General features: G+C 63.4%; 21 protein-coding genes and 1 riboswitch. Of the genes, 8 read left to right on the top strand and 13 right to left on the bottom strand.

Annotation, left to right across the window (positions count from 1 at the left end):
• Positions 1-18: 18 nt before the first annotated feature.
• Positions 19-1236 (bottom strand): polyphosphate kinase 2, encoded by a 1218-nt coding sequence (gene ppk2 / locus HV753_RS09560; protein WP_175174214.1) that lies wholly within the window; start codon positions 1234-1236, stop codon positions 19-21.
• 193 nt (positions 1237-1429) lie between these two features.
• Here ppk2 and HV753_RS09555 point away from each other — a divergent pair, with 193 nt between their 5' ends.
• The gene (locus tag HV753_RS09555; RefSeq protein ID WP_175174213.1) at positions 1430-1900 is read left to right on the top strand and encodes a hypothetical protein; all 471 of its coding nucleotides are present in this window, start codon (positions 1430-1432) and stop codon (positions 1898-1900) included.
• Here HV753_RS09555 and HV753_RS09550 read toward each other — a convergent pair.
• Positions 1875-3065 carry a trans-sulfuration enzyme family protein gene (locus tag HV753_RS09550; RefSeq protein ID WP_175174212.1) on the bottom strand — a complete coding sequence of 397 codons (1191 nt, stop codon included), beginning with the start codon at positions 3063-3065 and terminating at the stop codon, positions 1875-1877. The two genes, HV753_RS09555 and HV753_RS09550, sit on opposite strands and share 26 nt — an antisense overlap.
• Before the next feature lie 95 nt (positions 3066-3160).
• On the opposite strand from HV753_RS09550, the gene HV753_RS09545 reads away from it, so the two are divergent.
• Complete coding sequence (locus tag HV753_RS09545) at positions 3161-3967, top strand: hypothetical protein (protein WP_175174211.1); 807 nt, start codon at positions 3161-3163, stop codon at positions 3965-3967.
• A 37-nt stretch (positions 3968-4004) separates the two neighbouring features.
• Here HV753_RS09545 and HV753_RS09540 read toward each other — a convergent pair whose 3' ends face one another.
• The 6 genes from HV753_RS09540 to HV753_RS09515 form a co-directional block, all read right to left on the bottom strand.
• A complete protein-coding gene (locus HV753_RS09540) occupies positions 4005-4661 on the bottom strand; it encodes a methionine ABC transporter permease (RefSeq protein WP_175174210.1) in 657 nt (218 codons plus the stop codon).
• Entirely contained in the window at positions 4642-5745 is a 1104-nt protein-coding gene (locus tag HV753_RS09535; protein WP_175174209.1) for a methionine ABC transporter ATP-binding protein, read from the bottom strand. Before HV753_RS09535 ends, HV753_RS09540 begins: the two co-directional genes overlap by 20 nt.
• Before the next feature lies 1 nt (position 5746).
• Positions 5747-6508 carry a MetQ/NlpA family ABC transporter substrate-binding protein gene (locus HV753_RS09530; RefSeq protein WP_246288239.1) on the bottom strand — a complete coding sequence of 254 codons (762 nt, stop codon included), beginning with the start codon at positions 6506-6508 and terminating at the stop codon, positions 5747-5749.
• Between the two features lie 259 nt (positions 6509-6767).
• On the bottom strand, positions 6768-7193 hold the full coding sequence (locus HV753_RS09525) for a CopD family protein (RefSeq protein WP_246288209.1): 426 nt from the start codon (positions 7191-7193) through the stop codon (positions 6768-6770).
• A gap of 78 nt (positions 7194-7271) precedes the next feature.
• The gene (locus HV753_RS09520; RefSeq protein WP_175174207.1) at positions 7272-8150 is read right to left on the bottom strand and encodes a DUF2242 domain-containing protein; all 879 of its coding nucleotides are present in this window, start codon (positions 8148-8150) and stop codon (positions 7272-7274) included.
• Between the two features lie 240 nt (positions 8151-8390).
• Positions 8391-9281: an NmrA/HSCARG family protein gene (locus tag HV753_RS09515; protein ID WP_175174206.1), complete on the bottom strand. Its 891-nt coding sequence runs from the start codon at positions 9279-9281 to the stop codon at positions 8391-8393.
• A gap of 106 nt (positions 9282-9387) precedes the next feature.
• On the opposite strand from HV753_RS09515, the gene HV753_RS09510 reads away from it, so the two are divergent.
• A complete protein-coding gene (locus tag HV753_RS09510) occupies positions 9388-10278 on the top strand; it encodes a LysR family transcriptional regulator (protein ID WP_175174205.1) in 891 nt (296 codons plus the stop codon).
• Positions 10279-10300: 22 nt separating this feature from the next.
• Here the strand turns inward: HV753_RS09510 and HV753_RS09505 are convergent, their stop codons facing one another.
• Complete coding sequence (locus HV753_RS09505; protein WP_175174204.1) at positions 10301-11656, bottom strand: spinster family MFS transporter; 1356 nt, start codon at positions 11654-11656, stop codon at positions 10301-10303.
• A 143-nt stretch (positions 11657-11799) separates the two neighbouring features.
• Here HV753_RS09505 and HV753_RS09500 point away from each other — a divergent pair, with 143 nt between their 5' ends.
• From HV753_RS09500 to HV753_RS09490, 3 genes are all read left to right on the top strand, one after another.
• Positions 11800-12783 carry an AraC-like ligand-binding domain-containing protein gene (locus tag HV753_RS09500; protein WP_175174203.1) on the top strand — a complete coding sequence of 328 codons (984 nt, stop codon included), beginning with the start codon at positions 11800-11802 and terminating at the stop codon, positions 12781-12783.
• Positions 12784-12887: 104 nt separating this feature from the next.
• Entirely contained in the window at positions 12888-13985 is a 1098-nt protein-coding gene (locus HV753_RS09495; RefSeq protein ID WP_175174202.1) for an NAD/NADP-dependent octopine/nopaline dehydrogenase family protein, read from the top strand.
• The gene (locus tag HV753_RS09490; RefSeq protein WP_175174201.1) at positions 13979-14992 is read left to right on the top strand and encodes a 3-hydroxybutyryl-CoA dehydrogenase; all 1014 of its coding nucleotides are present in this window, start codon (positions 13979-13981) and stop codon (positions 14990-14992) included. The genes HV753_RS09495 and HV753_RS09490 overlap by 7 nt, the downstream gene beginning before the upstream one ends.
• Here HV753_RS09490 and ampC read toward each other — a convergent pair.
• A complete protein-coding gene (ampC, locus tag HV753_RS09485) occupies positions 14989-16179 on the bottom strand; it encodes a class C beta-lactamase (RefSeq protein ID WP_175174200.1) in 1191 nt (396 codons plus the stop codon). The two genes, HV753_RS09490 and ampC, sit on opposite strands and share 4 nt — an antisense overlap.
• 106 nt (positions 16180-16285) lie before the next feature.
• Positions 16286-16376: riboswitch (glycine riboswitch) on the top strand.
• A gap of 140 nt (positions 16377-16516) precedes the next feature.
• Here ampC and HV753_RS09480 point away from each other — a divergent pair.
• Positions 16517-17746 (top strand): D-amino acid dehydrogenase, encoded by a 1230-nt coding sequence (locus HV753_RS09480; RefSeq protein WP_175174199.1) that lies wholly within the window; start codon positions 16517-16519, stop codon positions 17744-17746.
• A gap of 72 nt (positions 17747-17818) precedes the next feature.
• Here the strand turns inward: HV753_RS09480 and HV753_RS09475 are convergent, their stop codons facing one another.
• From HV753_RS09475 to HV753_RS09465, 3 genes are all read right to left on the bottom strand, one after another.
• Positions 17819-22546, bottom strand: a complete 4728-nt coding sequence (locus tag HV753_RS09475) for an autotransporter domain-containing protein (protein ID WP_175174198.1) — start codon at positions 22544-22546, stop codon at positions 17819-17821.
• Between the two features lie 420 nt (positions 22547-22966).
• Entirely contained in the window at positions 22967-24358 is a 1392-nt protein-coding gene (locus tag HV753_RS09470; protein WP_246288208.1) for a heavy metal sensor histidine kinase, read from the bottom strand.
• Positions 24359-24361: 3 nt separating this feature from the next.
• Positions 24362-25066 carry a heavy metal response regulator transcription factor gene (locus HV753_RS09465; RefSeq protein ID WP_175174196.1) on the bottom strand — a complete coding sequence of 235 codons (705 nt, stop codon included), beginning with the start codon at positions 25064-25066 and terminating at the stop codon, positions 24362-24364.
• A gap of 293 nt (positions 25067-25359) precedes the next feature.
• Between HV753_RS09465 and HV753_RS09460 the strand changes: the two genes are divergently transcribed.
• Positions 25360-26475 carry a glycosyltransferase family 4 protein gene (locus tag HV753_RS09460; protein ID WP_175174195.1) on the top strand — a complete coding sequence of 372 codons (1116 nt, stop codon included), beginning with the start codon at positions 25360-25362 and terminating at the stop codon, positions 26473-26475.

Genomic DNA, 26475 nt, shown 5'->3' with positions numbered 1-26475 from the left:
CCGGTCAAGCTGGGGCGACTACAGCGCCCGGCCCACGATCAAGGGGTCCAGCGCCATGCCGGCGTCACCGCTCTTGCCCTCGTACGGCAAGCGGCTCAGCACATAGCGCATCGCATTCAGCCGTGCACGCTTCTTGCAGTCGGACTTCACCACGATCCACGGCGCATCGGCGGTGTCCGTATGCGCGAACATCGCTTCCTTGGCGCGCGTGTAATCGTCCCACTTATCCAGCGAGGCCAGATCCACGGGGCTCAGTTTCCACTGCTTCAGCGGATGCACCTTGCGTTGCAGGAAGCGGCGGCGCTGTTCTTCCTGGCTGACCGAGAACCAGAACTTGACCAGGTGGATGCCGCTGCTGACCAGATGACGCTCGAAGTCGGGCACCTGACGCAGAAAGTCCAGGTATTCCTGCTGCGAGCAAAAACCCATCACGCGCTCGACGCCTGCGCGGTTGTACCAGGACCGATCGAACATCACGATCTCGCCCGCAGTGGGCAGGTGCTGCACATAGCGCTGGAAGTACCACTGGCCCTTTTCGGTGTCGGACGGCTTTTCCAGTGCAACCACGCGCGCGCCGCGAGGATTCAGGTGTTCCATCATGCGCTTGATGGTGCCGCCCTTGCCTGCCGCGTCGCGCCCTTCAAACAGGATCACCACGCGCTGCCCAGTGGCCTTGACCCAGGCTTGCAGCTTCAGCAGCTCGACTTGCAGTTGGTACTTCTGCTTTTCATAATTGCGACGCAGCATGCGGTGGCGGTACGGATAGATGCCCTCGCGCCAATCGGTAGCCAGTTCCTCATCCGGATTGCGGCGTCCGATGGGCGCCTGCGCGTTCGCGTCCAGCAGGGCGCGATGCACGGCGCGCGCATCGTCCGGCGACAGCTCTTCAATGACTGAACGCAGGGCTTCGTGGGCCTGCGCTTCGGTTCCAACCGTATAGCGGCGCGCGATATCGCTCAGCACGGATACGGTTTCCTCGCGGGCGGCATCTTCGCGGGCAGCCACGCGCTTGCGCGCCTGGACCACCGGCTCGATGGCGGGTGCCGCCCCCTGTGCGGTCTGGGTGGCGTCGGTGGCCTGAGTGGCCTGAGTGGGCTGAGCGGGCTGAGCGGGTTTAGCCGACCGTGCGCGGCGCGTGCCCGTCGTGCGTTTGGCTGCGCCCTGCGCACCGCCCACACGCTTCTTGGGCGTGACGGCAACATCTTGTTCGGCGGCTTGCGGTGTCTTTTCTGTCATTGATCCTATCCTTGCTGCGCTTGTCGTCTGGTCTGCCTCGGCCGGCCAGTCGCCGGCGACCCGTCAGGCAAAAGCGCTACCCTAACCCGCGCGCACTGGCGCAGAATTGACGTGAATCAAAGGGTGTAACATTTTTTACACGCTTGGGGGCAGCTACACTGCACGATCCGCCCCTGATTCAATACTTGCTGCCATGTGGTCACGCATCAAGCGGTTCCTGAATGGTCCGCCTCCCCCAGAAGACCCCTTGCGCGAAACCGTGCGTTTCGATGACGCCGGCCTGACCCGCAGCAGCGAACTGGCGCGGGTGATGGGCTTGCAGGAATTCTGGCCCTGGAGCGACATTCACGAATTCGGATTCGTCTTCACCCAGGCGATGTACCCCGATCCCTGGATCGGGGACTACATGGAAAGCCTGTGGTTCGTTCGCGTGCCCACCGACGGCGGCGGATTGATGCGCATGGATCTGGATGAACACGTGTTGGATATCGACCATCTGCCACCTGCCCTTCTGCACCACCTGCCCGGGCTGGACATGGGGGTGCTGCGCGACGGGCTGGCGACAGCCCGCCGAGGCGTGCATTACGTCGAAGGAGCAGGCGAATGGGTGGCGTGGCGGCGCGCGCCACCCGACAGCCTCAAACCCGGTCCAGCCCCTGCTTGAGATCGGCCAGGATGTCTTCGGGCGTCTCCAGCCCCACCGACAAACGCAGCAACCCTTCGGACAGGCCGTACTTCTCGCGGTCTTCGGCGGAGTAGCTCGCATGCGTCATCGACGCGGGATGCTGGATCAATGTTTCCGGATCCCCCAGGCTGACCGCGATACGCGCCAGCTTCAGGCTATTGAGCAGATTGCGGCCTGCGGCTAGCCCGCCCTTCAACTCAAACGCCACCAGCCCGCCGCCCGCGGCCTGCTGACGCTGCGCAATATCCGCCCCGGCGGACCCTTCCAGTCCCGGATAGAACACGTCCGCCACCGCCCGGTGTGCGCGCAGCAACTTCGCCAACTTCAACGCCGATTCACTATGGCGCAGCACGCGCAGTTCCAGCGTCTTGATGCCGCGCAGCACCAGGAAGGCGGTAAAGGGCGACAAGGTGGCGCCCGTGAAGTAGCGCAGGCCTTGCAGGCGGATCGCATCGATGTGCTCCTTTCGGCCCACCACCGCCCCGGCCAGCAGGTCGCCATGGCCCCCCAGATATTTGGTGGCCGAGTGCAGCACGATATCCGCGCCATGCGCGATCGGACGTTGCAGCACCGGCGTGGCAAACGTGTTGTCCACGATGGTCAGCACGCCCTTGCCGCGCGCGATGGCGGACACGGCAGCGATATCGACCAGGCGCAGGTTGGGGTTGGCCGGCGTTTCAAAATAGATCGCGCGCGTTTTGGGGCCGATGGCAGCGGCGACTGTCTCAGGGCGCGTGAAATCGGCGAAGACGGCCCGCACGCCAAAGCGCGTCAGCCCTTGCGTGAACAAGGTGAAGGCGGTGCCGTAGACGATCTGGTCCACCACGATTTCATCGCCGCTTTGCAGCAGCGAAAACAAGGTGGCGGAAATGGCCGCCATGCCGGATGCCGTGACGACCCCGGCCTCGGCGCCTTCCAATGACGCCAGCCGTTCTTCCAACAGCGCCTGCGTCGGATTGCGCGTGCGGCCATAGACATAGCCTTGCTTGTCACCCAGACGGATCTGATCGAAGGTTTCGATGCTGTCCTGGGTGTAGGTGGACGTCAGGTACAACGGTGGCGACAAGGCGCCTTGCTCGTCCAGCGGGTCATAGCCCAGATGAATGGCGCGGGTGGCAAAACCTTGCTGCAAGGTATCGGACATATCTGAACTCCTGTTGTCGGCGATGGCAACGGCCTCATGCCCTTGCCAGAAAACTGCGTTACATTGAAAACTCTGTCCCCAGTTCTTGGAGCACCATGACTTCCCAAGACACGCCCCTGCGATCCACGCGAACGTGGCGAGGCTGGCCGCGCGTTGCGCTGATCGCCGGCCTGGGCGTGTTGGTGTCCCTGGTCCTGATCGGGCTGAACAACGCCAGCGAGCGGGCGCAGGAAAGGGTGGCCACCGCCGAGATCCGCAAAGTCGCGGACACCTTGCGCCTGATGGTCAACGGCGAAGTCGACGGCCCCGAGCCACTGCCGGTCATCGACCCCACGCCCAAGGCCACGGGCTTCTATGGCGAATTGGAACGTGTCATCAAAACGGTTGCCGGCGAACGGCTGGCGCAACACAAGGCCTACCTTCAGGATCTGAAGGACATCGGCATGCCCCGGCTGTTGGATGCGCACCGGCTGGCCCGGGATACCGGCCTGGTGGAAAGCCGGATGATTCTTGAGCAGGCCGAACATCTGGTGCCGAAGTACCAGCAACAAAGCATGCAGGTTCTGAAAGACATGCCCAGGCTGATTGGGTCGCTGGAGATTCGCGAGCCGGAAAAGCAAAAGATGCTGACCAGCCTGAACGCCTCGCTGCCGCGCCGCAGCGCCAGCCTGGAACAGGTCTGGTCCCTTGAGACGCGCATCCTGCATGAGTTCGGCCAGATGATCACGCTGCTTGACGACAACCGCTCGTATTGGTTCGCGGACCACGACGAACTGATGTTTGAACGCGACAGCGACCTGAAGCGCTTTCACCAGCACATGGCGGCGATCGGCAAGATGGCGTCCGAACAGGAACAGCTGGGCAAGCAGCAGTTGGCGAACATTTTCTCGGCGCTGCCCTGATCCGTCTTGCGCGCAAGTCCGCATGGCCGCCCCCGTCCTACCGCTTGTGGTCGGCCCGGCGCGACAGCCATTCGCCCGTGAACTGAACGATCGACACCAGCGCAATCAGAATCACGATCACCTCGAACATCACGCGGGTTTCATAGCGTTCGTAGCCATAGCGGATCGCCAGATCACCCAGGCCTCCCGCGCCCACCGCGCCCGCCATGGCCGATGCGTTGATCATGGCGATGACGCTGACGGTCATGCCACCGATGATGCCGGGCAAGGCCTCTGGCAACAGTACATGGCGCACGATGTGCCAACGCCGGCACCCCATGGCGCGCGCCGCTTCCACCAATCCGTGGTCCACATCATTCAAGCTGACCTGCGCGATGCGCGCGAAGAACGGCACCAGGTTGGCCGACAGCGGCACGATGGCCGCCCACGTGCCCAGCGTGGTGCCCACCAGGAATCGGGTGAACGGCAGCATGGCCACCAACAGGATGATGAAAGGGATGGCGCGGAACGTGTTCACCGTGATCGACAACGCCTTGTTCAAGCGTGGCTTCGGGTACAGGTTTCCGGGCGCGGTCACGGTCAACACGATGGCTAGCGTCAGGCCCAGTCCGATCGCGATGACGGCGGACACACTCACCATCGCCAGCGTTTGCAGAAAGGCCTGCAAGTATTTATCAAGCATTGGCAGCGACATATCCCAGCACCTTGATGTGATCAGCCAGCAGCGCGGCTCGCGTGGCCTCAACCTGTAATGCGCCCGCGGGCACCGACACCAGCAGGCTGCCCTGCGCATGGCCGCGCAAGCGGTCCAGTCCGCCATGCAGCAACGTCGCGCCTGACCCCAATGCGGCCAGCGCCTGCAACGGCACGCCATCGGGCCGCCCCTGCCCCGTGAAGCTCAACCGCAATACGGCAACGCCGTCGCGGCCGCCCAGGTCGGGCACCAATTGGGCCGCCAAATCCGCCGGCAATTCATGTTGCAACGGCCGCAGCAAGGCACGAGTTGCATCTGCCTGCGGGTTGCCGAATACGCGCCAGACTTCGCCGTGCTCCACCTTGCGCCCGCCGTCCAGCACCAGTACTTGATGGCAGACCTCTCGGATGACCGCCATATCGTGCGTGATCAGCACGACCGTCAGCCCAAGCTTGCGATTGATGTCCAGCAGCAGAGCCAGGATGGATTGCGTCGTTTCAGGGTCCAGCGCGCTGGTGGCTTCGTCGCAAAGCAGGATTTCCGGCTCGTGGACCAGCGCGCGCGCAATGCCCACCCGCTGCTTCTGGCCGCCTGACAGCTTCGACGGATAGACATCCGCCTTGTCGCGCAGCCCCACCATGTCCAGCAGCGCGTCGACCCGTGCCCGCGCGGCGGCGGGTTTCACGCCGGCCACGCGCAGCGGCAGCGCGACGTTCTCGGCCACCGTCTTGGCGGACAACAAATTGAAGTGCTGGAAAATCATGCCAATGCGCCGCCGCAACCCCACCAGCGCGTCTTCGTCCAGTTCGCCCACGTCCACATCATCGACCAACACCCGTCCGGCCGAAGGACGTTCCAGCATATTGATGGAACGCAGCAACGTGGACTTGCCCGCGCCACTGCGCCCGATGATGCCGAACACTTCACCGCGCGCCACCGCGAACGACACATCGGACAGCGCCGTCACCGTGCCCTGAGCGCTTTGATACCGTTTTTGCAGTCCCTCGAAGACAATGTGACGGTCAGGCTGCGGCGAGGCCTCGGCCGCAGTGATTGGCCGAGGAAGGGAAATTTCGTGTTGCATCTTAGAAAACCGGAATCACCGAGCCCTCGTACTTGCTCAGGATGAACTGGCGGACTTCCTCGGAGTGATAGGCCTTGACCAGTTCCGGCACCCACGGCGCGTTCTTGTCCTGTTCGCGTACCGCAATGATGTTCACGTAGGGATTGTTTTCTTTCTTTTCGACCGCGATGCCGTCGCGCGTGGCGATCAGGCCAGCCTGGTAGGCAAAGCTGTTGACGATCGCGGCGGTATCCACGTCCGGCAGCGACCGCGCCAGCACCACCGAAGCGCTTTCAACGAAATTCAGCTTCTTGGGATTGGAGGTCACATCGGCCAGCGTGGCCGTGCCGGTCGCGGGATCAAAGCCGGCCCGCAGGGTAATCAAACCCTGATCGCGCAATATCACCAGGGCGCGGGTCTGATTGCTGGGATCGTTCGGAATGCCCACCTTGGCGCCATCCGGCAGGTCGTTCAGCGATTTGTATTTCTTGGAATAGAAGGCAATGGGCGAGATCAGCGTATTCGCCACCGACACCAGCTTGTAGCCACGCTGTTTGATCTGATCGTTCAGGAATGGGATGTGCTGGAACGCATTGGCTTGCAGGTCGCCATTGTTCAGCGCTTCGTTGGGGCTGGCGGTGCCGGTGATGACCACCGGCTCGACGGCCAGCCCGTTCTTCTTGGCGACCTGCGCCACCACTTCCCAGATCTGCTCGTCCACCCCGCCGCGCACGCCCACTTTCAGGGGCTTGGGATCGGCCGAGAACGCGGGGCCATGGAACATCGCGGCGGAAGCCAGCACGGCGCCAACCAGCGCTTTGAGAATCAGGCGAGTCCGCTTGACGGGCCGGACATTGCCTTGCGCGGAGGTGGTCCCTAGAAAACGGGTAGTCATGATGGAATCGCCTCTAAGTCAATGCAGTTATGAGAGAGACGATTCTAGGGACGGCACCAGCGGCCGCGAACGAATACTTCGTTGAGTCCTTATTACAGCGATCTTTGGATATGGCCGGGCGATATAAGCGGCTGGCTGGCGCGCGGTGTCAGAACGGTTTGACCACGACCAGGGTCACGATGACCGCACAGCCCACGACCGTCAGCGGCGCATACAAATCCACCAGCGGCGGCGCTTTGGCGCTGCCGCCAGCCAGGCGACGCAACGCCGCGCTTTGAATGCCGAGCAAGGCGGACAATGCCAACGCGATGCCAACCTTGACCCAGAGCCAGCTCATGGCGAACCAGCCATAGGTCATGGCCAGATGCAGGCCGATCAGCCACGTGATGACCATGGCGGGCGTGGTCACCCACAGCGTCCAACGGCGCAAGACGCCCAGCATCTTGCGTTCCTTGGGGGCCTCGTCGCTGTCTTGCGGTGGCGACGACAGCAGGAACAGAGAGACGAACAGCGAGCCGCCAATCCAGGCGACCACGGCTGCCACGTGAACCATCTTCAATAGTTGGTAAGTCATGGCCGGCATTATCACCGGTTGCGGGCAAGCCGGGAATGCGTGCGTATGACCAATTTGCGCCAGAACAAACTAGCGGACTTAGTTACCCGTCGCCGGCGTGGGGGTTGTTGGCGTTGTCGCGGTGGTGGTGGAAGGTGCGGTGGTGGTGGCGGGTGCCGTCGTGGCCGCTGCGGGCGACGGCGCCGTCGGCGCGGCGCTGGATTCGGTATTGCTCGGCGATGACGTCGGCGCTGGCGCTGGCGCTGGCGCTGGCGCGGACGCCGGCGTGGGTTTGTCCGCCGGCGCGGAAGGACCATTGGCGGTCGCCGGATTCAGGGTATCCGCGGGCGCATCCGGCGACACCACCGGGTCCGCGGGCACCACGGGCGGCTTGGCTTGCTGTGCCCGCGTCTTGTTGGATGCCGGCACATGCGGGGCGGCCGCCGCTTCGGCATCCGGCAGGAATCCCTGCAAGAGCTGGAAGAAGCCTTCATAGAACTTGGGCCGCGACACCGTCTGACTGGCCGTTTTCACCAGCGAGTCGTCACTGGAACCGAACGGCATCGACACCTGCCCCAAGACGCTGACGCCAACGCTGGCGGAACTGCTGGTGCGCTTGATGGAATAGCGGTCCTGCACGGCATTGGCGAACACCGTCGCACGCTGGTTGGCGCTGCCATCCGAGGCGCAATCGATGTTGAAGTTGATCTGAGTGTGCAACCCGTCTTCGCCCTGGAAATTCTTGTGGCCGGACACACGCGCAGCGTCGAAGCGATCAATGTTGTAGCCCTGGCTCAGCAAGGCCCGGCGGCCCGCATCGCACGCTGTCGTGCTGGCGGTGGGAAAGCTACGCGAAAACACGTCGTTCTGCGTGAAATCCTCTCGTTCGTAGGCGGGCTTGGGTGCGGTGCATCCTGCAAGCGCGGCCAACAGGATGGCGAACAGCGGGAGGGGGAAACGACGAATAACGCGAGGCATAAAGGGGATCCGGCTTCAGGGCGACGGGGAATTATCTGTCAGGACAGGCATTCCAACGCCCCCGGCAAGCGGATGAAGTGATACGTTGAAACAGGTTTATAGCGCATCCCCGCCCCGCATGCTTTTACCGGAGGTTGCCGTTTCGACACACCGGTAACGCCCTGGCCGTCACCGGGCGCAGCCCTCGGGGTGCGGCCTCGTGGGTGCGGCCCCGTGGGTGCGGTCCTTAGGGCGCGTCCCTCAGGGCGCGGCGGGTGGCGTACCGCGCCCAGCCAACTCGAAGATGAAGTCCTTCAGCCCCCTGGGCTCGCGGCCCAGTGCCGCCGTCAAGGCCAGTGAGTTGCCCGGCAGGCCAGCCCGCGCGTAGTGCTCGAAAACCTTCTCGAACAGCGCCAGCTGCGCCGCATCGTAGGGAAGCTTGGCGCCGATTGCCCAGGCCTTGAAACCGGGCGCCTGCGGCACGATCCTGCGGCCCAGCGCTTCGCTCATCATGGCCGCGATTTCCTCGCGGTTGAACGCCCCGTCCGCGCACAATTCCAGGGTTGCGTAGGCAAGCCGGTCCTGCGTCAACGCAATAGCGGCCACTTCGGCCACATCACGGTAATCCACCCTGGCGATACGGGTATCCGTTGGGAAGGGTTCCGCGAACACGCCCTGCTCCCGCACCCTGGGCCACGTCCCCTTGATGTTCTGCATGAAATTCGCGGGGTGCAGCACGGTGTATTCCAGCCCTGACGAATACAGCGCGTTCTCCACGGGAATCTTGCTGGCGTGGTTGGCGAGGTCCGTCTGAGTGGGATGGATCACGGACGAAAAGACGAATTTGCGCACGCCTGCCGCCTGGGCGCTTTGCACCATGCGCACCCCCATCCCCGCTTCATCAGGGCTGAAGGCGGGTCCCAGGTAAAACACCCCGTCCGCGCCGCTTGCCGCCTCGCGCAAGCTGGCGCCGTCGCGCAGGTCTCCAATGACGGCCTCCTGGACGCCTGCCCGCCGCAGCGCCTCTGCTTCTTCGACGGAGCGCACCAAGGCGCGCACGCGGGCGCCGCGCGCCAGCAGCGCCGGCACGACCAGGCCGGCAAATTTGCCGGCAGCGCCGACGACCAATACGGTGGGGGAGTGAAGCGTCATGGCATTTCCGATGCAGAGTGGACCGAACCGCCAAGATATCGACTCCCGAAAATGCTGACAATTGCCTATTTTTAATATAATTTATCTCGATTTTGGAGATAATCGCATGAGCCGCATCCAGGATCTGGAAGCCTTTATCGCCATCATCGACCACGGCAGCCTGACAGCCGCCGCGCGCGAACTCGGCCGGCCCCTGCAATCCGTCAGCCGGTCGCTGGCCGCACTCGAAGCCTCGATGGGCGTCGAACTGATCCGCCGCACGACGCGCAGCGCGACGCACACCGACACGGGCCTGGCCTTCTACCAGCGTGTGAAGCCGGCGGTCGAGGAAATCCAGGGGGCCAGGCAGGAAGCGGCCAACCAGCGGCGCGAGCCCGCCGGCACACTGCGCATCGGCGCACCGGTGCTGTTCGCGCCTGAATTCGTGATGCCGGTCATCGCCGAATACATGCGCAGGTTTCCAAAAGTCCAAGTGGAACTGCTGATCTCGGACACCTTCGTCGACCTGAGCGCATCCGGCATTGACGTCATGGTCCGCATCGGCAACCTGCCCGACTCCAGCCTGCGCGCCAGGCGTCTGGGAGCCTTGCGGCGCGTGGTCTTCGGATCGCCTGCCTATTTCGCCGCGCACGGCCGGCCCATCCATCCTCAGGAATTGGCCGGGCATCAATGCCTGGTACGCACGGTGGCCGAGCGCACCGGGGAATGGATGTTCCAGATCGACGGCAAGGCCCGAGCGGTCAAGGTGTCGGGCGGCTTTCGCAGTGACGCGATGTCTGCCCTCTACGCGGGAGCCCGGCTGGGCCTGGGGTTGGGCTACTCCCCCTACTGGCAAGTGCAGGCATGGATCGAAGACGGCAGCCTGGAACTGGCGCTGGAAGATTTCGAGCCCACGCCAGTGCCCGTGCACGCACTATGGGTCGGCGCGAACCCATCGCGCAAAGTGCGCGAGATGATCGAACTGCTGCGCGCCACGCTACAGATCGGCGACGACTGACGCCACGCGCCATCCCTGCGCTTCACGCGGCGTTCACGCTTTGCGCTTCCCGATCCAGGCTGTGTCGATAGGCTGCGCATCCTTTCCACAGCAAGCCGATGCAAAGCAGCGTCGCCACGCCAACCAGGATGGACAGCGACTGCCCCACGGCCGAAGGTTGCTTGAACCAGCGGTCGGTCAACAGGGCAACCGCGGTGGTGCCCATGCCCAGGCCGATCAGATTGGAGATCAGCAGGAACAAGGCCGACACCTGGGCGCGGATCTGATTGGGCGGCAGGATCTGCATGGCCGCCGTCGAGGTGGGCATGGGAAAGGACGCGAAGAACATCGCCGGCAGCAGCAAGCCCACCGATAACCACAAGCTGTCCACATGCGTGAAGGCTACTGCCGGCAGGGCCATGCCGACCGCGCCGATCACGCCTGCGCGCAACGGGGCATCGCGATATCCCCGCTTGGCCAGCCAGTCCATCAGCCAGCCGCCACAGAACACGCCCGCGGTATTGGCCACCAATACCACCACGCCCAGCATGTAGCCCACGTCCGCCGGCAGCATGCCGAACTTGCGCATATAGAACGCGGGGGTCCAGCTGAGTAGCGCGAACAGCACCATGGCATAGAACGAGAAGCCCAGGTAATGGCAGAAGAACGTACCCCGGTGCTGCCCCAGAAAACGAAAGGTGTCCCGCAGCGTGGGCTTTTGCGCCTGCCCGGCCGCATTGCGGCGCAGGCCCAGCCGCTGCGGATCGCGTACGGTCAGCAGGATCAGCAAGGCCACCAACAGCCCGGGCAAGCCAACGATGAAGAACGTGACCTGCCAAGGCCGCATCGCGCCGATCCACGGCACCACCACGGTGTCCACGCTTTTCAGCAGGTTGATGACATACCCGCCAATCAGGAAAGCCATGCCTCCGCCGATGAACGAGCCGATCGAATAGATGCCCACGGCACGCCCCAGTTTTTCCCGGGGAAACATATCGCTAAGCATGGAATAGGTTGCGGGCGACAAGGCGGCCTCGCCCACGCCCACGCCAATGCGCGCCAGGAACATCTGCGCGAAGTTGCGCGACAAGCCACAGGCGGCCGTGGCCAGGCTCCAGAACGCCACGCCGATGGCGATGATCTTCGGCCGGGAATAGCGATCGGCCAACAAGGCGATGGGAATGCCCATGAAGGCATAGAACAACGAGAACGCCAAGCCGTGCAGCAGGCTGAACTGCGTGTCGGACAGTTGCAGGTCATGCTTGATCGGTTCGATCATCAGCGCCAGGATCTGTCTGTCGACGAAGGAAAATATGTACGCTAGCATGCATATCAGCACGACATACCACTCGTAGGCGTAGCTTCGTCCTGTCCCCTGCTGCCGAGCGGCGTCTGTCATGTTTTTCCCTTGGGTTGTACTGGGTTCGTCCCCTTTCCGCATCACGGATCGGGTTGCGTCCCACTTGTCCATCTGTTGTAGGTCTTTGCGCGAACTGACTCTATACGCAGGACGCAAAGACTATTCCCACTGCGCAGGAAAGCATGTTCAACGACACCTATCCGCTGAACCGTCATTGCTTGCTGAACTCGGGCAACGTCTCCGAGATCACGGATCAAGTCAGCCAACACCTGTGGTCGCATCGCATGTGCGTCGCCCAGGGAAAACCCTTGCGATCGCAGTTGTACGGCGTGTTCTTCGGCAGCGCGGCGCTGTTTGACTTGCACTACGGCGCAGAGGTCGAAATCGATGCCGGCGACATCGCCAGCTACTACCTGATCCGCATCACGCTGCAAGGCTCCGGCCAGGTCACGCTAGGCAACCGCCACGCCGTGATGCGCGAAGGCGGCCTGACGATTTCGTCGCCCTCCGAACCCAGCGTGATCAGCATCGGCCGAGATTGCCGCAACCTGATCCTGCGTGTGGAACGCCAGGCGCTGGAACATCAGCTGCAACGCCTGCTGGATCGGCCCCTGCGGCATGCCCTGGTGTTCGACCTGGAAGTGGATGCCGACGCCCCCGGTCTGGCCGCCGTGCGAGAAACGCTGGACTATCTGTGCCGGCTATACCAGCACCCCGCCATCAACGGCGTCACGCAGACGCTGGCGACAGGTTTCTCCGACTATCTGCTTGCGTTGCTGCTGACCCAGTTGCCCCATAACTATTCGGACCTGCTGCGCGCGGACCACCGGCAACCCCTCCCCCAGCACGTGCGCCGAGCACGCGACTACATCGAAACCCACGTCGACGAAACGATTTCGCTGGCGGATCTGGCCGCGCACTGCGGCGTGTCGATCCGCACACTGCAAAACGGCTTCGCGCAGTTCTTGAAGCAAAGCCCCAGCGATTACGTGCGCAATCAACGCCTGACGCTGGTGCATGCGGCGCTCGAAGCCGCACACACAGGCGACAGCGTCACCGACATCCTGCTGCGCCACGGCGTCACAAGCTTCGGCCATTTCGCCACGCACTACCGCAAGCGCTATGGCTGCCTGCCGTCGGACACCTTGCGCCGGCACCGCGGGTAGGCATGGCGCATTCCCTTGCCGGATCGGAATGACGCTTGCGCGTTTGGCGCAGCCCCTGCGCCGCGCCGCCGCTAGGATCAAGCTTCCATCGAAGGAGCTTGATCATGCGAATCAGCGTAATAGGCGGCGGCCACGGCTGCTATGCGGCAGCCGCCGAGCTGGCGGAAAACGGGCACGAAGTGCGCTGGTGGCGTCGTGACGGAACCGCGTTCCAGGGCCTGCGGGACGCGGGCGCGCTTACCGTCACCGACTACCGGGGCACGCGCCGCGTCCCATTGGGTACAGGCACGGGGCACCTGCAACTGACCCCAGCCCTGCAAGACGCGGTGGCCGACGCACAGGTGCTGGTCATCCCCCTGCCGTCCACCACGCACGAGGCGCTGGCGTCCGAGCTTGGGCCGTTGCTGCGCGACGGGCAGGTCGTGTTCCTGCCGCCTGGCACGTTTGGCAGCTATGTCTTCGCTCGCGCCCAGAAAGACGCTGGCAACCATGCCGAGGTGGCCTATGCGGAAACCGGCACCCTGCCCTATCTGGCCCGCAAGCACGGCAACACCGTCGTGATCAGCGGCTATGCCACCCGCCTGCCCACCGGCGTGTTCCCCAGCCGCCTGTCGAACAATGCATTGGCGATATTGGCGCAGGTCTACCCCGCGATCGAAGCGATTGAAAATGGCCTATCCGGCGCGTTGATGAACGCCGGCCCCATCATCCATCCGCCGCTCATCATGATGAATGCCGGCCCGCTGGAACACTTCGACAAGTGGGACATCCATAACGAAGGCACCCAGGCATCGATCCGCCGCGTGACGGACACCCTGGACGCCGAGCGCATCGCCATCCGCGAAGCGCTGGGTTACGCCGCGCCACACTTCCCGTTGGCCGACCATTACGCCAGCGAGGGCGATGAATGGATGTATGGCCGGGGTGCGCACGGCAAACTGACCGACAGCGGCGATTGGCGCGAAACCATCGACCTGCACACGCATCGCTACATGCTGGAAGACACGCGCCTGGGTCTGTCCTTCCTGGTATCGGCGGGCCGCTGGGCAGACGTGCCCACGCCGGTGGCGCAAGGCTTGCTTAGCGTCGCCAGCGCAATCACGGGGCGCGACCTGTATGCCGAAGGCCGCACCCTGGAACGCCTGGGCCTGGACCATCTGTCGCGTAGCGGCATGGCGGAACTGCTGGAACAAGGATGCTGACCATGAATGACAGAATCGGCATCATCGGCGCCGGCCGCATGGGTGAAGGCATCACCGTGTCCTACCTCCTGGCGGGACGGGACGTCACGCTGGTGGATATCAAACCCCGATCGCCCGACGCGCAAAAAGAGCTTCACGCGCGCGTGCTTGCCAACCTGCGGCGCGAGCTTGGCACGCTCTGCCAACTGGGTCTGCTGAACGCCGACCAGGCAGACGCCGCGATGCACCGCGTGCGCCTATGCCACCGCGATGAGGCCGCCGCCGACCTGCGGGCCGCGCGCGTCATTTTCGAGGCCGTGCCGGAACGGCTGGACGCCAAGCGCGATGCCTTCCAGTGGCTGGGGCAAACGTGCGCGCCGGACGGCATCATCGCCTCCACCACGTCCACCTTCCTTGTCACCGAACTGGCCGGACTGGTGCCGCACCCCGAACGTTTCCTGAACGCACACTGGCTGAACCCCGCCTATCTGATCCCGCTGGTGGAAGTCAGCCGGGGGCCCCGGACGGGCGACGCCGCCGTGCAGGAACTGCTGGACGTACTGCGTCAGGCCGGCAAGGTGCCGGTGCAATGTGCCCCGGCCGCAGGCTACATCGTGCCCCGCATCCAGGCCCTGGCCATGAACGAGGCCGCCCGGATGGTGGAAGAAGGCGTGGCCAGCGCCGAAGACATCGACACCGCCGTGCGGCTGGGCTTCGGGCTGCGCTTTTCGGTGTTGGGCCTGCTGGAATTCATCGACTGGGGCGGCGGCGACATTCTCTACTACGCCTCGCGCTACCTGTCGGAAGCCATCGCCCCCCGATTTGCCTCGCCCGAGGTCATTGCCAGCAATATGGAAAATGGCCGCAACGGCCTGCGGGACGGCCAGGGCTTTTACGACTACGCCGGCGTGGACGTGAACGCCTACAAGTTGGAACGGCTGAAGCAATTGTGCCAGCGGCTGGAGATGATGGGACGGCTTCCGCGCATTGACGCCGCCCGAACAGCGCCCCCCTCCGTCGCCCCTTAGCGCGCCAGTGCTTCCAGAATCTGATACGCCAACCGCACCCGGGCCTCGTTTGGATAGTTCTTGTTGGCCAGGATCACGATGCCCATCTTCCTGGCCGGCACGAACGCCACGTAGGCGCCGAAGCCGTTGGTGGAACCGGTCTTGTTGATCCATACCGCGTCTTGCGGCGCCAGCGGCGGATGCAACGTGGTGGCCGGATGGCTCTGACTGTTCAAGGTGCCCGCGTTGGCCACCAACAGCGCGTCCAAGGTGACCGGATAGGAAAGCTGCTCCCAGGCCAGGTCCTGCGTCATGTCGCCTATCTGGTAATAGCCCACATGCGTGCGTGCGATGGCGCGCTTGATGGCGGTGTCGCCCGCCGTATCCATATTGACCTCGACAAAGCGCAGCAGATCTCGCGCGCTGGTCTTCACGCCGTAGGCCTCCGCCGCCAGCACACCGGGATTCACGCGCACGGGCGCATCTTGCTTGGTGTAGCCCTGCGCGTAGTCCGCCATCATGGCGGCCGGCACGTTGATGAACGTGCGCGACAGGCCCAACTGGGGAAACAATGTCTTCTCCATGGCCTGCGTGAACGGCTGCTCCAGGCTCTTGGCGGCCACCATCCCCAGCATGCCGATGCTGGGATTGGCGTAGGTGCGCTGCGTGCCGGCCGGGTACTGGGGCTTCCAAGCCTTCAGATAGTCCATCAACTGCGCATCGTTGCGCACGGCGTCCGGCACCTGAAGGGGAAATCCGCCACCCGTGTGCGTGCCCAGATGGACCAGCGTCAGTTTCCCGAAATCCGATCCCTGCAAGGCGGGCACGAAACGCGCGGGGCTGTCATTCAAGGACAACTTTCCCAAGGCTTCCGCGTACGTCGCCAAGGTTGCGGTATAGGTCTTGCTGATCGAACCGACCTCGAACAGCGTGTCGCGGCTGACCTTGGCCTTTGTCTGACGCGACGCCACGCCGTAGGTGTGAAATTGCTGGCGGCCGTCGCGGGTGATGCCAATCGCCAGCCCGGGCACGCCATGTTCGCGCATGACGGCCTCTGCGGCTTCGTCGATCCGTCGCCCGGCCTCCAACGCGCCCGCCGGATCTGCCACCGCATCCGCCGCCGCGGCAAACGCCTGCGAGGCGCCTCCTGCCAGGGCAAAAGTAGCCAGTGCAAACAAGGTGGCCCGTCGCCGTCCGTCAAAACTCATTCTCATCGTCCTACCTTTCATCCGCTGGCCCGTGTGGCTTGCCCGACATAGTACTAACCCTGAATCCCACACGACAAGAAGTTGGCTATCCTAGCGCTCGTCGATTCAAAACTGCGTAGAAGAGACCGGCCCTTGCGGCTGGCGCCGACGGAGCAACCGCCCCGGAAACTCTCAGGCAACAGGACTGCGCAAGTCTAGACAATCTGGAGAGAGGCGCCATGCGCGCCCACCGAAGGGGAACCCCTGGCCACAAACGCCACGGGTGAAGCTCTCAGGTACCAAGACAGATGGGGTGCTGTGGCCATATTGGGTCGCGGCCACTCAATCTGGAGCCATCATGCCCCGCATCGCCATCATTGGCGCCGGTATCACCGGTGTCACGTCCGCCTATGCCTTGTCCAAGCTGGGATATCAGGTCACCGTCTATGACCGCCAGCGCTACCCCGCCATGGAAACGTCCTACGCCAACGGCGGCCAGCTATCGGCCAGCAATGCCGAAGTCTGGAACAGCACGGCCACCGTCCTTAAGGGATTGCGCTGGATGTGGCGCAAGAACGCCCCCTTGCTACTGAACCCGAAGTTCAGCTGGCACAAGTATTCGTGGCTGGCGCAGTTCATGGCGCAGATTCCCAACTACCGCGAGAACACCATTGCCACCACCCGCCTGGCGATCGAAGCGCGCCAGCATCTGTTCGACATGGCCGAAGCCGAAGGCATCGATTTCGACCTTGAGCGCCGGGGCATCCTGCACATCTATCACGACGCAGCCAGCTTCGAGGCTGCCCGCCGCGCCAACACCCTGCTGCAAGCCGGAGGCCTGGAACGCTACGCCGTGTCCGGCAGCGAGGCGCGCAACATCGAGCCCACGCTGCAAACGGATTGCCATGGCGGCTTCTATACGCCCTCGGACGCCACGGGAGACATCCACAAATTCACGAGCGGCCTGGCGCGCGCCTGCGAACGCCAAGGCGTCACCTTCGTGCAAGATGCCGAAATCGAGCAGATCAGCCGCGACGGGCGGCCCTATGTGCTGGACGTCCTGCGCAATGGCGGCACCCAACGCGAACGGCATGAAGCCAATGCCATCGTCATCTGCGCCGGCGCGGTCAGCCGCAAGTTCGCCCGGCAGATGGGCGATTCGCTGAACATCTATCCGGTCAAGGGCTATTCCATCAGCGTGCATCTGGACGACGCACAAAGCCAGGCGGGCGCACCCAGCGTCAGCCTGCTGGATGAAGCGGCCAAGATCGTCACCAGCCGCCTGGGCGATCGCTTCCGCGTGGCCGGCACGGCGGAGTTCAACGGCTTCAACATGGACATCCGCGCCGAGCGCGTGCAGCCGCTGGTCGATTGGACGCGCAAGCACTTCCCTCACATCAGAACGTCGCGCGTGGTGCCGTGGTGCGGCCTGCGTCCGATGACACCCAACATGATGCCGCGAGTGGGGCCCGGCAAGCGGCCGGGTGTGTTCTACAACACCGGGCACGGGCACTTGGGCTGGACCTTGTCGGCCGCCACCGCGCAGATGCTGGCGGCAAGCGTGGGGAAAGTCCTGCCGCTGCCTTGAAGGGAAATCGCTGCGGAAGGCCATGGGCCTTCCGCAGCGAAACCACCCTATCCGCGCATGGTCAACGCGCGATCAATAACGCCACGTCATGCCCACGGAGCCGGCATTCTCGCGATTGCCGCCGCCGTATTGGCCGCTATACGTGATGCCGATCGTGGCGGAACGAGACACCGCCAGGTCCACGCCCAGTTCGGTGAACGCCGCGTTGCGCGCCAGCGGAGCACCGGTCACGGTAAAGGGCTGGCTGCCGTCAAACGCCAGGCGCGTGCGGGACTCGACGTCGCCAAACGCATGACGCCACCCCGCCGCCGCACGCACGGCGCCTTCCGTCTTGCCGGCCGTGAACGCCGTCTTGCCGCGCAGGCCCAGCGTCGTCGTGGTCAGCGAGTTACGGTTGCTTTGACCGCTGAGCGCCGCGATGCCGCCCGACTCCTGGAAACCCCGAGTGCGCGTATCCGCCCAGGCCACGCCCGCAAACGGCTCCAGCTGCGAGCGCTCTGCCACCGGCAAGGCATAGCCCAGTTCAGTGAAGAGCTGACCCGTGCTGGCGCCATAATCCGCGGTCAGTTTTTCCTGTGCGCCCGCGACGGCGACGTTGCGCGTCGTTGAGACGTTGTGCCACGTATAGCCTGCGCCGACCAGCAGATTGATCTTGCCCGGGCCCGCCAGGAAAGCCTTGCCGCCGTAGATCGTGGCGCTGTAGCTATCCACATCCGCCTTGGACGAATTGGCATCGACGCGAATCCGGCTATCCGTATAGCCCAGCGCGCCACCCAGACGCCAGCCTGCGCCCACGGCATGGTCGGCGCCGACGAACACACCGCCGGTACGCTGATCCACACGCGACGCATTGCCGTCGCCATTCAAGGTCTGCCAATTGCCCACAAGCTCGGCCCAGGCGGGTTGTGCCTTGGAGCCAGGCAGCGCGGAAGCCGGCGTGATCCCGCCAGCTTGCGCGGTTGCAGCGCCCGGTTCCTGGCCTGCGTCCAGATTCGTGCGCAGGCTCTTGAACGGCAGATTGCGGGACAGGCCGCTGAGGTTGCTCAGGCCAGACGTCACGCTGGCGTGTGCCTCACCCGACAGGCTATTGAATACGCCCGCTGGCGCGCCTTCCGGCAGCGTCAGCACGTACTGGTACAGCGGATTGCTTGCGGACAAGCTGTCCAGCGCATTCGCCGTGGCGCGCTGATTCAACGTGCCTGCCGCGTCTGCGAAACGCATCGGGCGCGTCGGCACGGAAGGCTCGATGGGCGTCGAAGGATCAACGGGCACGACCTTGCGATCCAGCCGCAACGTGACCGCCTGCGCGTCATAGCCCAGGTTGGCGTCCAGATAGGCGAACGTGGACGATGCGGAAGCAAACGTGCCATTCACGCGGTTGGCGGTCAGGATCGTGTACGTGCGTTCTCCGGCCAGATTGCCATCGGGCCCCACGTGCACCACCGAACCACCCAGATTGGCCGTGCCGCTGACCGCGATGCGATCGCTGTTGTTGGTCAGCGGATCCGCTTCCACGCGATAGACGGATCCGGCGTCCAGCGTCAGATCGCCGGCCACGTTCAACGTGCCAATGGAATTTCCCGGCGCGATCGCACCACCGGACTGCACGATGGTCGTGCCGACGGTGCCGGTGCCTTGCAGCACCGCGTCACGGGCGACGGTGACCCGCCCACCCAACTTGCCTTGCCCGTTGGTGCCCACGGACAGAATGCCCTGATTCACCGTCGTCGTGCCAGCAAAGCCCGAACTGTCGCCCGTCAACGCCAGCATGCCCGCGCCGTTCTTGGCCAGCGCGCCCGTGCCCGACACCACACCGGTGAAGGTCGACGACTGCGGTGCATCCAGATGCAGCGAACCTGCCGCGCCCAGATCCACATTACCCGACATGGCATTGGCCGTTGCGGCCAGCGTGCCACCGGCAACGCGCCAGTTCTGCGCACTATGCCCCGTCAAGGTCAGCATGCCTGCGCCGGTCTTGGTGGACTCACCCGAGCCGGAGATGTCACCCGCGAAGATGCCATTGGCCGTTTGATCGAACACGACCGCAGCGTCGTTGCGCAAATTGCCGCGAATCGAATCCGTATTGCCGACCAATGTGCCGGCATCGACGCGCGTGTTGCCATAGGCGTTCGCGCCCGTCAGCACCAGCGTGCCTGCGCCCAGCTTGACGAGATCACCGGCACCCGACAGTGCCTGGCTGACCGCGAAGCGATTGCTCGTCGATGCAATATCGAAGGCCCCGCCCTGCGCGCTCCATTGCAGCCGGCGAGCGGTCTGCGCGAAGCTGTCACCCGTGATGCGCAAGGTTCCGCCGCTGAAAACCACGGCGCCCGCGCTGTCGCCCAGGCTGTCGTCCCGGGACACGCTCAACACGCCTTCGGACAAGCGGGTGCCGCCGGTGTAGCCGTTCACGCCATTCAGCACCAGCGTGCCGCCGCCCGTCTTGGTCACGGCACCCGCGCCCTGGATCGGCGCACCCACCGTCGCGGTCACGTCAGCCAGCACCCGCAGTTCGCTGCCACCGCTGGCCGTCTGCAAGCTACCGCCATCCGCATGCTGCGCAAGCTGCCAACCGTCGGTGACGAATTGCAGGCCGGTGAATGCCTGCGGGCCCAGAATGGAAACGGTCCCCGGCGCGTCTTTGAAGACGGCGTGCTGGGCACCCCAGGCGCCTGACCAGTTGGGCTGGCCTTCGGATTGCCATTGCAGACTATTGCCGTCCCAGGTCCCCGTGCCGCCGTTCCATACCAGCAAGGTATCTGGCGCAGCCCCTACCGGCGCCACGCGCAGATCCACGATGCCAGCGCGCGACGTATCGATCGAGAATTGATCGCGCGAATGCCCCGCAGGAATCCGATCCAGCGCCAGACCCGTTCCGCTCAGCGTGCCGCCGTAGGTGAACAGGCGGTAGTACCCCAGCGTGGGCTGCGCGTTATCCAGCACCTGAAGCTTGGCGTTCAGATCCAGGTTGCCCGTGACCCGCGTCACGCCGGTGGTGCCTGCGGTAGCGGCATCCGAACCAGGATCGCCCAAGTAATAGCGCACCGTGGACCCGTCCCTCAGGAACAAATCACCCGCCACTCGCAACCGGGTATAGCCAGAGCTGACCAGCATGCCGCCAGAAAGGACGTCGGTTGTGCCAACACGGCCCGTGCCCTGGAGGCGAGCGCCGCTTTTTACCGTCACCGCACCACCCAGCGAACCACCATTCGATAGCAACAGCTCTCCGGCCTCAATCACCGTGGCGCCCGTGAAGGCCGTTCCATCACCTGAGTACTGCCATCTAGCCGATCCGGTTTTTCTAACGACGCCTTCACCAGACAGGTTCTCCGACAGCAGCATGAGCTGACTGTTTTCAAACCCCAGCTCCGCACCGGCCGCGACATTGATCGCCCCCGGCATGATCATGGTCGGAGCGAAATGATTGACAAGCTGCAACGTGCCGTTCTCAACGCTGACCCGCGAATCAAAACCCGTTACTGAACTGGTCAAGGTCAGCTTGCCGCCTCCTTTCTTTACCAGCACGCCTTTTGAAAACCCTATGACGTTCGCGACCACGGTATCGTCGCTGCGGTTGAACACCAGCGTGCCCCCGTCGGCCGAATAGATCCGCCCCGCACCCACGGTACCGGACGTTCCGCCATCGCCCACTTCGAGCGTGCCGCCATTCGTGACGGAGGTTTCACCCGCGTACGAATTGTTGGCAGTCAACGTCAGCTTTCCCTGACCATTGTGAAGAAGCTCGCCCAATCCAGAAATTGTGTTGCCCACGCGCGTATCTGTATCGCGCTGAAAAGCTAGCCGGCCATTGTTAAGGACGGCACTGGTACCCAGGGCGTCTGCGGCACCCGGTATCGCGCGTGCGTCACCGGCAACGATAATCTGCGAATCCATGTCGATCGTCGTGGCGCCACTGTAGGTATTCGCGCCCACCAACCCGACGATCGTGCCTTCGGTGGCGCGAATGCTCCCGGTACCGGAGATATCCCCCGAAATTCCACCAGTGAAACCCTTCAACACGAGCGAAGCATTGTTGACGACCCTGCCGGCGCTTCCTGGGCTGCCATATGACCCGGAGCCGCTCAATTGCACCGTCCCCTCCGAGATCGTGATACGTCCCGGCTGGGCCGTACTTCCGGAAAGCTCCAGCGTTCCAGCCGAGACCTTCTCCAGACCGTCCCCCCCCCAGATCTCACCGGAAAACCTGCCTTGCTCCACGGTCAGGAATTCAGACGAGCCGAATCCGACATAGACCTTTCCCGAACCCTGAAGATTCTTGACGTAGGCCGTCGCACCCGCGAAATCAAGCGAGCCTTCCGCACCCAGGTAGGTTTGCGCCGCCTGACGGGTAATCGCGCCCAGGATATTTTGCCCAGGCGCATTTATTACTCGGCCGCCGTCAACATGTAATTCGGCTTGCGCTCCGACTACGACCGGACCATAGACGAGCTGAATGTCCCCCTCGTTACCGATGCTGCCGAAATGCGCGATTCCCTGAATATCCAGGCCGCCGCCCAGCGTCAATGTGTTGCCGCCCCACGCTGCCACGGTACTGCTTTTGCCAGCCACGAATACCAATTGCTGAAGCGGCGACAAGGTATGGTCCATCGTGGCAAGCAACGTGCCGCCAGACATATAAATCGCGCTGTTGTCCAACACTTCATTCGGCACGCTGCGCGTCGAGTACTCGTCGATCACCGTGGCGTGCGCCAAGGCCGACCCCAGCAACATCGCCCCGCCAATGGCCCATGCCGGGGCGCCACTGCGAGCAATCGCCGACGCCAACGGGCGCAGCGTCATGACAGGGAGTTTCTTGTTCGGGGAAATATCATCGTGTAGCGCGTTATTCGGGACGTTCTTGTTTCTTGTTTTCATACCGGATTTTTATAACTAGACTGTTATTCATTCAGGCAGGCGCCTGATCCCGTTGCCATTCAAGTTCCGCAGGCGACGGAATGATATCCCACAAAGAAACACATTAACTATTAAATTGATACATTTAGGTCGTCGCAGCTTTTCCACGACACAACGACAAGATTTGATAACAAGCAGCCCCGCCGGTTACTGGTAAAGCAGCCGTCGCTTGCCTTCCCCGTTTGTTTCTTATTGGTATTGGGGTGAAGGCAGACGATGTGTCAGGTGGCGAAAGGTGGATCCCAAGCGCTGCATCCGCCGTTGGCGGGCAGGCGGCCTCCAAGATGGCCGCGTCAGGCAACGCGGTTACGCCTGGTACCCGCCCGATCCCGGCCGGCACGCCATGGTGAATCCAAACGTGTTGACGCCGTTTTCGCTGCGCACGAAGACATCGCCCTGATGAATCGACGCGATGGCTTTGACGATGGACAAGCCCAAGCCATGATGCTTGTCGCTTTGCGTGCGCGCGGATTCGACTCTGAAGAAACGTTCAAACAGACGCGGGATGTGCTCCGCGTCGATGGGTTCGCCCACGTTGGAAACGCACACTTGCGCCATGCCCGTCCGTTCCTGCATCACGACCGCGACATCGGTGCCCGCCGTTGCATGGAAGGCGGCGTTCTCCAGCAGATTCGCCAGCGCGCGATGGAACAGCCGGCGGTCAATCAGCGCGTGCGCATCGCCGCTAAGCGTCACGGTCAATGCCTTGTCGCCGAACAACGGCTCGACGTACTCGGTCGTCTTGGCCGCCTCTTCGCGCAGCGACACATCGCTCAAGTCCATCGTCATCCGGCCGACTTGCGCATGCGACAGGAACAGCATGTCGTTGACGATCGACGTCATCCGCTCAAGCTCTTCCAGATTGGACTGAAGCAACTCCTTGAATTCATGCACGTCCTTGCCCACGGCCAAGCCCAACTGCGTCTGGCCCACCAGATTGGTAAGCGGCGTGCGCAGCTCGTGCGCGACATCAGCATTGAAACTCTCAAGCTGGCGCCATGCCACTTCTTGCCGTGCCAACACGCCATTGAAGGAGACCGCCATGTCCTTGATTTCAGCCGGCAGGTTCGCGGTGGCCAGACGTTGGCCGGTATCGCCTGGCACCAGGCCATGCGCCTGCGTGCTCAGACGCCTGACCGGGAACAGGCCCAGACGCGCAATGAAATAACCCAGCAGCGCGACGATCAAGGTGCCTGCAACGGACATGCCGATCAACGTATTGGTGAAGTCACCCAGGGTCTTCATGTAGGGCGTGGAGTCCAGCGCCACCACAAAGCGAACCTGCGGCCGGGTGCCTGATGGTTCCAGGGTCGTGATCAGCACGTTGAGCGGGCAACAGCTCCGTTGGGCTGGCAGTGTTGAATAGCCATCGGGAACGCTGTTCCAATTGATCCCCGGCGGGGCGTCGCCGCCATAGCTGAAATACGGATCATCGCTGACGACCCAATGTTGCGCGTCGGGGCCGTCATCTGGCGCCAGGGCGCTGAGCTTTTGGATGACTTTTGGCCAGGATTCCCGAGAATCGCGCGACATCAACAAGGGATCCAGGAATGAGTGGCGCAGTTCCAGCTCGTTGCGCATCTGCTGCTGCAAGGATTCCTTCAACGACCCATGCAGCAACACCGCGCACACCGAGACGATCAGCGCCACTGACAGACCGAACATCAACGCCAGGCGCGTTGAAATGGAGGCTCTCATCACTCAGTCGACCGTTTGCGCCGTGCTGGGCAGGTCTCGGCTTTCAAGCAGGTAGCCCATGCCCCGAACCGTATGCAGCAGTTTTCTCTCGTAGGGCGCGTCAACCTTGACCCGCAAGCGCCGCATGGCCACTTCGACCACGTTGGCGTCACTATCGAAATTCATGTCCCAGACCTGTTCGGCGATCATCAGCTTGGACAGGATTTCACCTTCATGCCGGGCCAACAGGCTGAGCAGCGCGAATTCCTTGGCCGTCAGGTCCAAGCGCTGTCCGCCGCGCATCGCCCTGCGCGCCATCATGTCGACCTGCAAGTCCGCCACTTGCAGCAATGTGGATTCTCCGACCGCGCCTGCGCCACGGCGCAGCAGCGCCTGAATACGCGCCACCAGTTCCGTGAACGAGAACGGCTTGGGCAGGTAATCATCGGCGCCTTTGCGCAGCCCTTTCACCCGCTCATCGACCGAACCTCGCGCCGACAGCATGAGCACCGGTGTCTGTTTACGCGCGCGCAGCAGTTCCAGGACCGTGTAGCCATCGTGGCCAGGCAGCATGACGTCCAGGATGATGCCGTCGTAATCCTGTTCCAGCGCCAGAAACAAGCCTTCGGTGCCGTCGTCGGCCACGTCCACGGTATACCCCAGACCGGTCAGGCCCCGTTTGATGTACGAGGCCGTTTTGGGCTCGTCTTCCAGAAGTAACAGGCGCATTTTCTCCGAGGGCCTTCTCAGTAGGTCTTGATTGAACACGACGACCGCCAGGTGAATCTGCCGGGATGCATGCATCCCGCCACCGACGGAAGGCGCACCGTGACTCTAGCCTGGCAACACCGTCAAGAACATGACTCGAACCTGACGTATTTGTCAGCAAGGTTTTTGTCAGTTTCATGTCGCTCTCGCGTCAGTAGCGGGTCACGCTTAGGTCAGTCGCACCTGACTAGAGTGCCAGGAATCCGAACCCTGAAGCAAGCGTCATTCGCCTTGCGGGTGCCGGCGCCGCGATCATGAAAATTCTCTATACCAATTATCACAAGGGCGATGGCGGTGGGCACACCACCTATCTCACCACCCTGATCCAGCATTTGAGACACGAGCATGGGGTGGTCCTGGCCGCGCCCGCCTCCAGCCGCCTGTACCAGGAATCCCATCAGGCCGGCCTGAGCGAGGCCGTTGCAGTGAACTATTCCAGCCGCCTCTGGCATACGCCTGCGGTGGTAGCACGGCTGGCCGGCATCTTGAAGGCAGGGAAATTCGATATCGTGCATGTGAATGGCTCGCTGGACCACCGCTGCGTGATGCTGGCCAGGATGAAACTGGCCGGACCACGGCCGCGAATTGTCTACACCAAGCACGACAACCACGAGATCTCCGGATTGGGGCCGTACCTGCGGGCGAACATGGCTACCGATCATGTCATTGCGGTCTGCGAAGACACGCGGCGCAAACTGCGAGAATCATCCTACGCGCACTGCCCCATCTCGACCGTGAAGAACGGCGTGGACACGGACAGGTTTCAGCCCTATGCGGCCACGGAGAGCGCCCGCCTGCGCAGCGCCTGGCCCGTCCGTCCCGAAGGCCGGTTGGTCATCGGCAGCAACGCGGGCACGGCCGCGTACAAGAACTGGCTGCATATGGTCGAAGCGGTTGCCCTGCTGCCCCAAGCGTTGCGCCAGCAGGTCCTGGTCGCGGTGGCGGGCGGCCCACCCAGCGTCGAACAACAGGCCCGCATCCTGGACCTGGGCATGGCCGACCAGGTCTATTACGCCGGCCAGTTATCCGATGTACGGCCATTCGTGGCGGCCTTGGACATCGGCTTTGTGCTGTCCACCCGGATCGAGACCATTTCCTTCGCTTGCCGCGAAATGATGGCGATGGGCAAGCCGGTGATGGTCAGCCGGTATGCAGGGCTGCCCGAGAACATCGATCACGAGGTCGACGGCTGGATCGTGGACCCTGGATCGCCGGCCAGCATCGCGCAATGCCTGGCGCGGATCATCCCGCAGCGCCAGCACTTGCCCGAGATGGGTCGCGCAGCGCGCGCGAAAAGCCTGGCTGAATTTGGCGTGCAGCGTTTCGTGGGTCAAACGCTGGACATCTACGACAGCCTGCTGGCCGCCTGA

The sequence above is a fragment of the Achromobacter pestifer genome, assembly GCF_902859625.1.
GTDB classification, from domain to species: Bacteria; Pseudomonadota; Gammaproteobacteria; order Burkholderiales; family Burkholderiaceae_B; genus Achromobacter; species Achromobacter pestifer.
The sequence above is the reverse complement of the archived record's forward strand: the minus strand, read 5'-3'. Positions and strand labels throughout refer to the sequence as shown.

Bases quoted from the DNA above. Each gene is read 5' to 3' on its own strand.
- ppk2 (WP_175174214.1), bottom strand. From the start codon at position 1,236: ATGACAGAAAAGACACCGCAAGCCGCCGAACAAGATGTTGCCGTCACG.
- HV753_RS09555 (WP_175174213.1), top strand. From the start codon at position 1,430: ATGTGGTCACGCATCAAGCGGTTCCTGAATGGTCCGCCTCCCCCAGAA.
- HV753_RS09550 (WP_175174212.1), bottom strand. From the start codon at position 3,065: ATGTCCGATACCTTGCAGCAAGGTTTTGCCACCCGCGCCATTCATCTG.
- HV753_RS09545 (WP_175174211.1), top strand. From the start codon at position 3,161: ATGACTTCCCAAGACACGCCCCTGCGATCCACGCGAACGTGGCGAGGC.
- HV753_RS09540 (WP_175174210.1), bottom strand. From the start codon at position 4,661: ATGTCGCTGCCAATGCTTGATAAATACTTGCAGGCCTTTCTGCAAACG.
- HV753_RS09535 (WP_175174209.1), bottom strand. From the start codon at position 5,745: ATGCAACACGAAATTTCCCTTCCTCGGCCAATCACTGCGGCCGAGGCC.
- HV753_RS09530 (WP_246288239.1), bottom strand. From the start codon at position 6,508: ATGTTCCATGGCCCCGCGTTCTCGGCCGATCCCAAGCCCCTGAAAGTG.
- HV753_RS09525 (WP_246288209.1), bottom strand. From the start codon at position 7,193: ATGACTTACCAACTATTGAAGATGGTTCACGTGGCAGCCGTGGTCGCC.
- HV753_RS09520 (WP_175174207.1), bottom strand. From the start codon at position 8,150: ATGCCTCGCGTTATTCGTCGTTTCCCCCTCCCGCTGTTCGCCATCCTG.
- HV753_RS09515 (WP_175174206.1), bottom strand. From the start codon at position 9,281: ATGACGCTTCACTCCCCCACCGTATTGGTCGTCGGCGCTGCCGGCAAA.
- HV753_RS09510 (WP_175174205.1), top strand. From the start codon at position 9,388: ATGAGCCGCATCCAGGATCTGGAAGCCTTTATCGCCATCATCGACCAC.
- HV753_RS09505 (WP_175174204.1), bottom strand. From the start codon at position 11,656: ATGACAGACGCCGCTCGGCAGCAGGGGACAGGACGAAGCTACGCCTAC.
- HV753_RS09500 (WP_175174203.1), top strand. From the start codon at position 11,800: ATGTTCAACGACACCTATCCGCTGAACCGTCATTGCTTGCTGAACTCG.
- HV753_RS09495 (WP_175174202.1), top strand. From the start codon at position 12,888: ATGCGAATCAGCGTAATAGGCGGCGGCCACGGCTGCTATGCGGCAGCC.
- HV753_RS09490 (WP_175174201.1), top strand. From the start codon at position 13,979: ATGCTGACCATGAATGACAGAATCGGCATCATCGGCGCCGGCCGCATG.
- ampC (WP_175174200.1), bottom strand. From the start codon at position 16,179: ATGAGTTTTGACGGACGGCGACGGGCCACCTTGTTTGCACTGGCTACT.
- HV753_RS09480 (WP_175174199.1), top strand. From the start codon at position 16,517: ATGCCCCGCATCGCCATCATTGGCGCCGGTATCACCGGTGTCACGTCC.
- HV753_RS09475 (WP_175174198.1), bottom strand. From the start codon at position 22,546: ATGACGCTGCGCCCGTTGGCGTCGGCGATTGCTCGCAGTGGCGCCCCG.
- HV753_RS09470 (WP_246288208.1), bottom strand. From the start codon at position 24,358: ATGAGAGCCTCCATTTCAACGCGCCTGGCGTTGATGTTCGGTCTGTCA.
- HV753_RS09465 (WP_175174196.1), bottom strand. From the start codon at position 25,066: ATGCGCCTGTTACTTCTGGAAGACGAGCCCAAAACGGCCTCGTACATC.
- HV753_RS09460 (WP_175174195.1), top strand. From the start codon at position 25,360: ATGAAAATTCTCTATACCAATTATCACAAGGGCGATGGCGGTGGGCAC.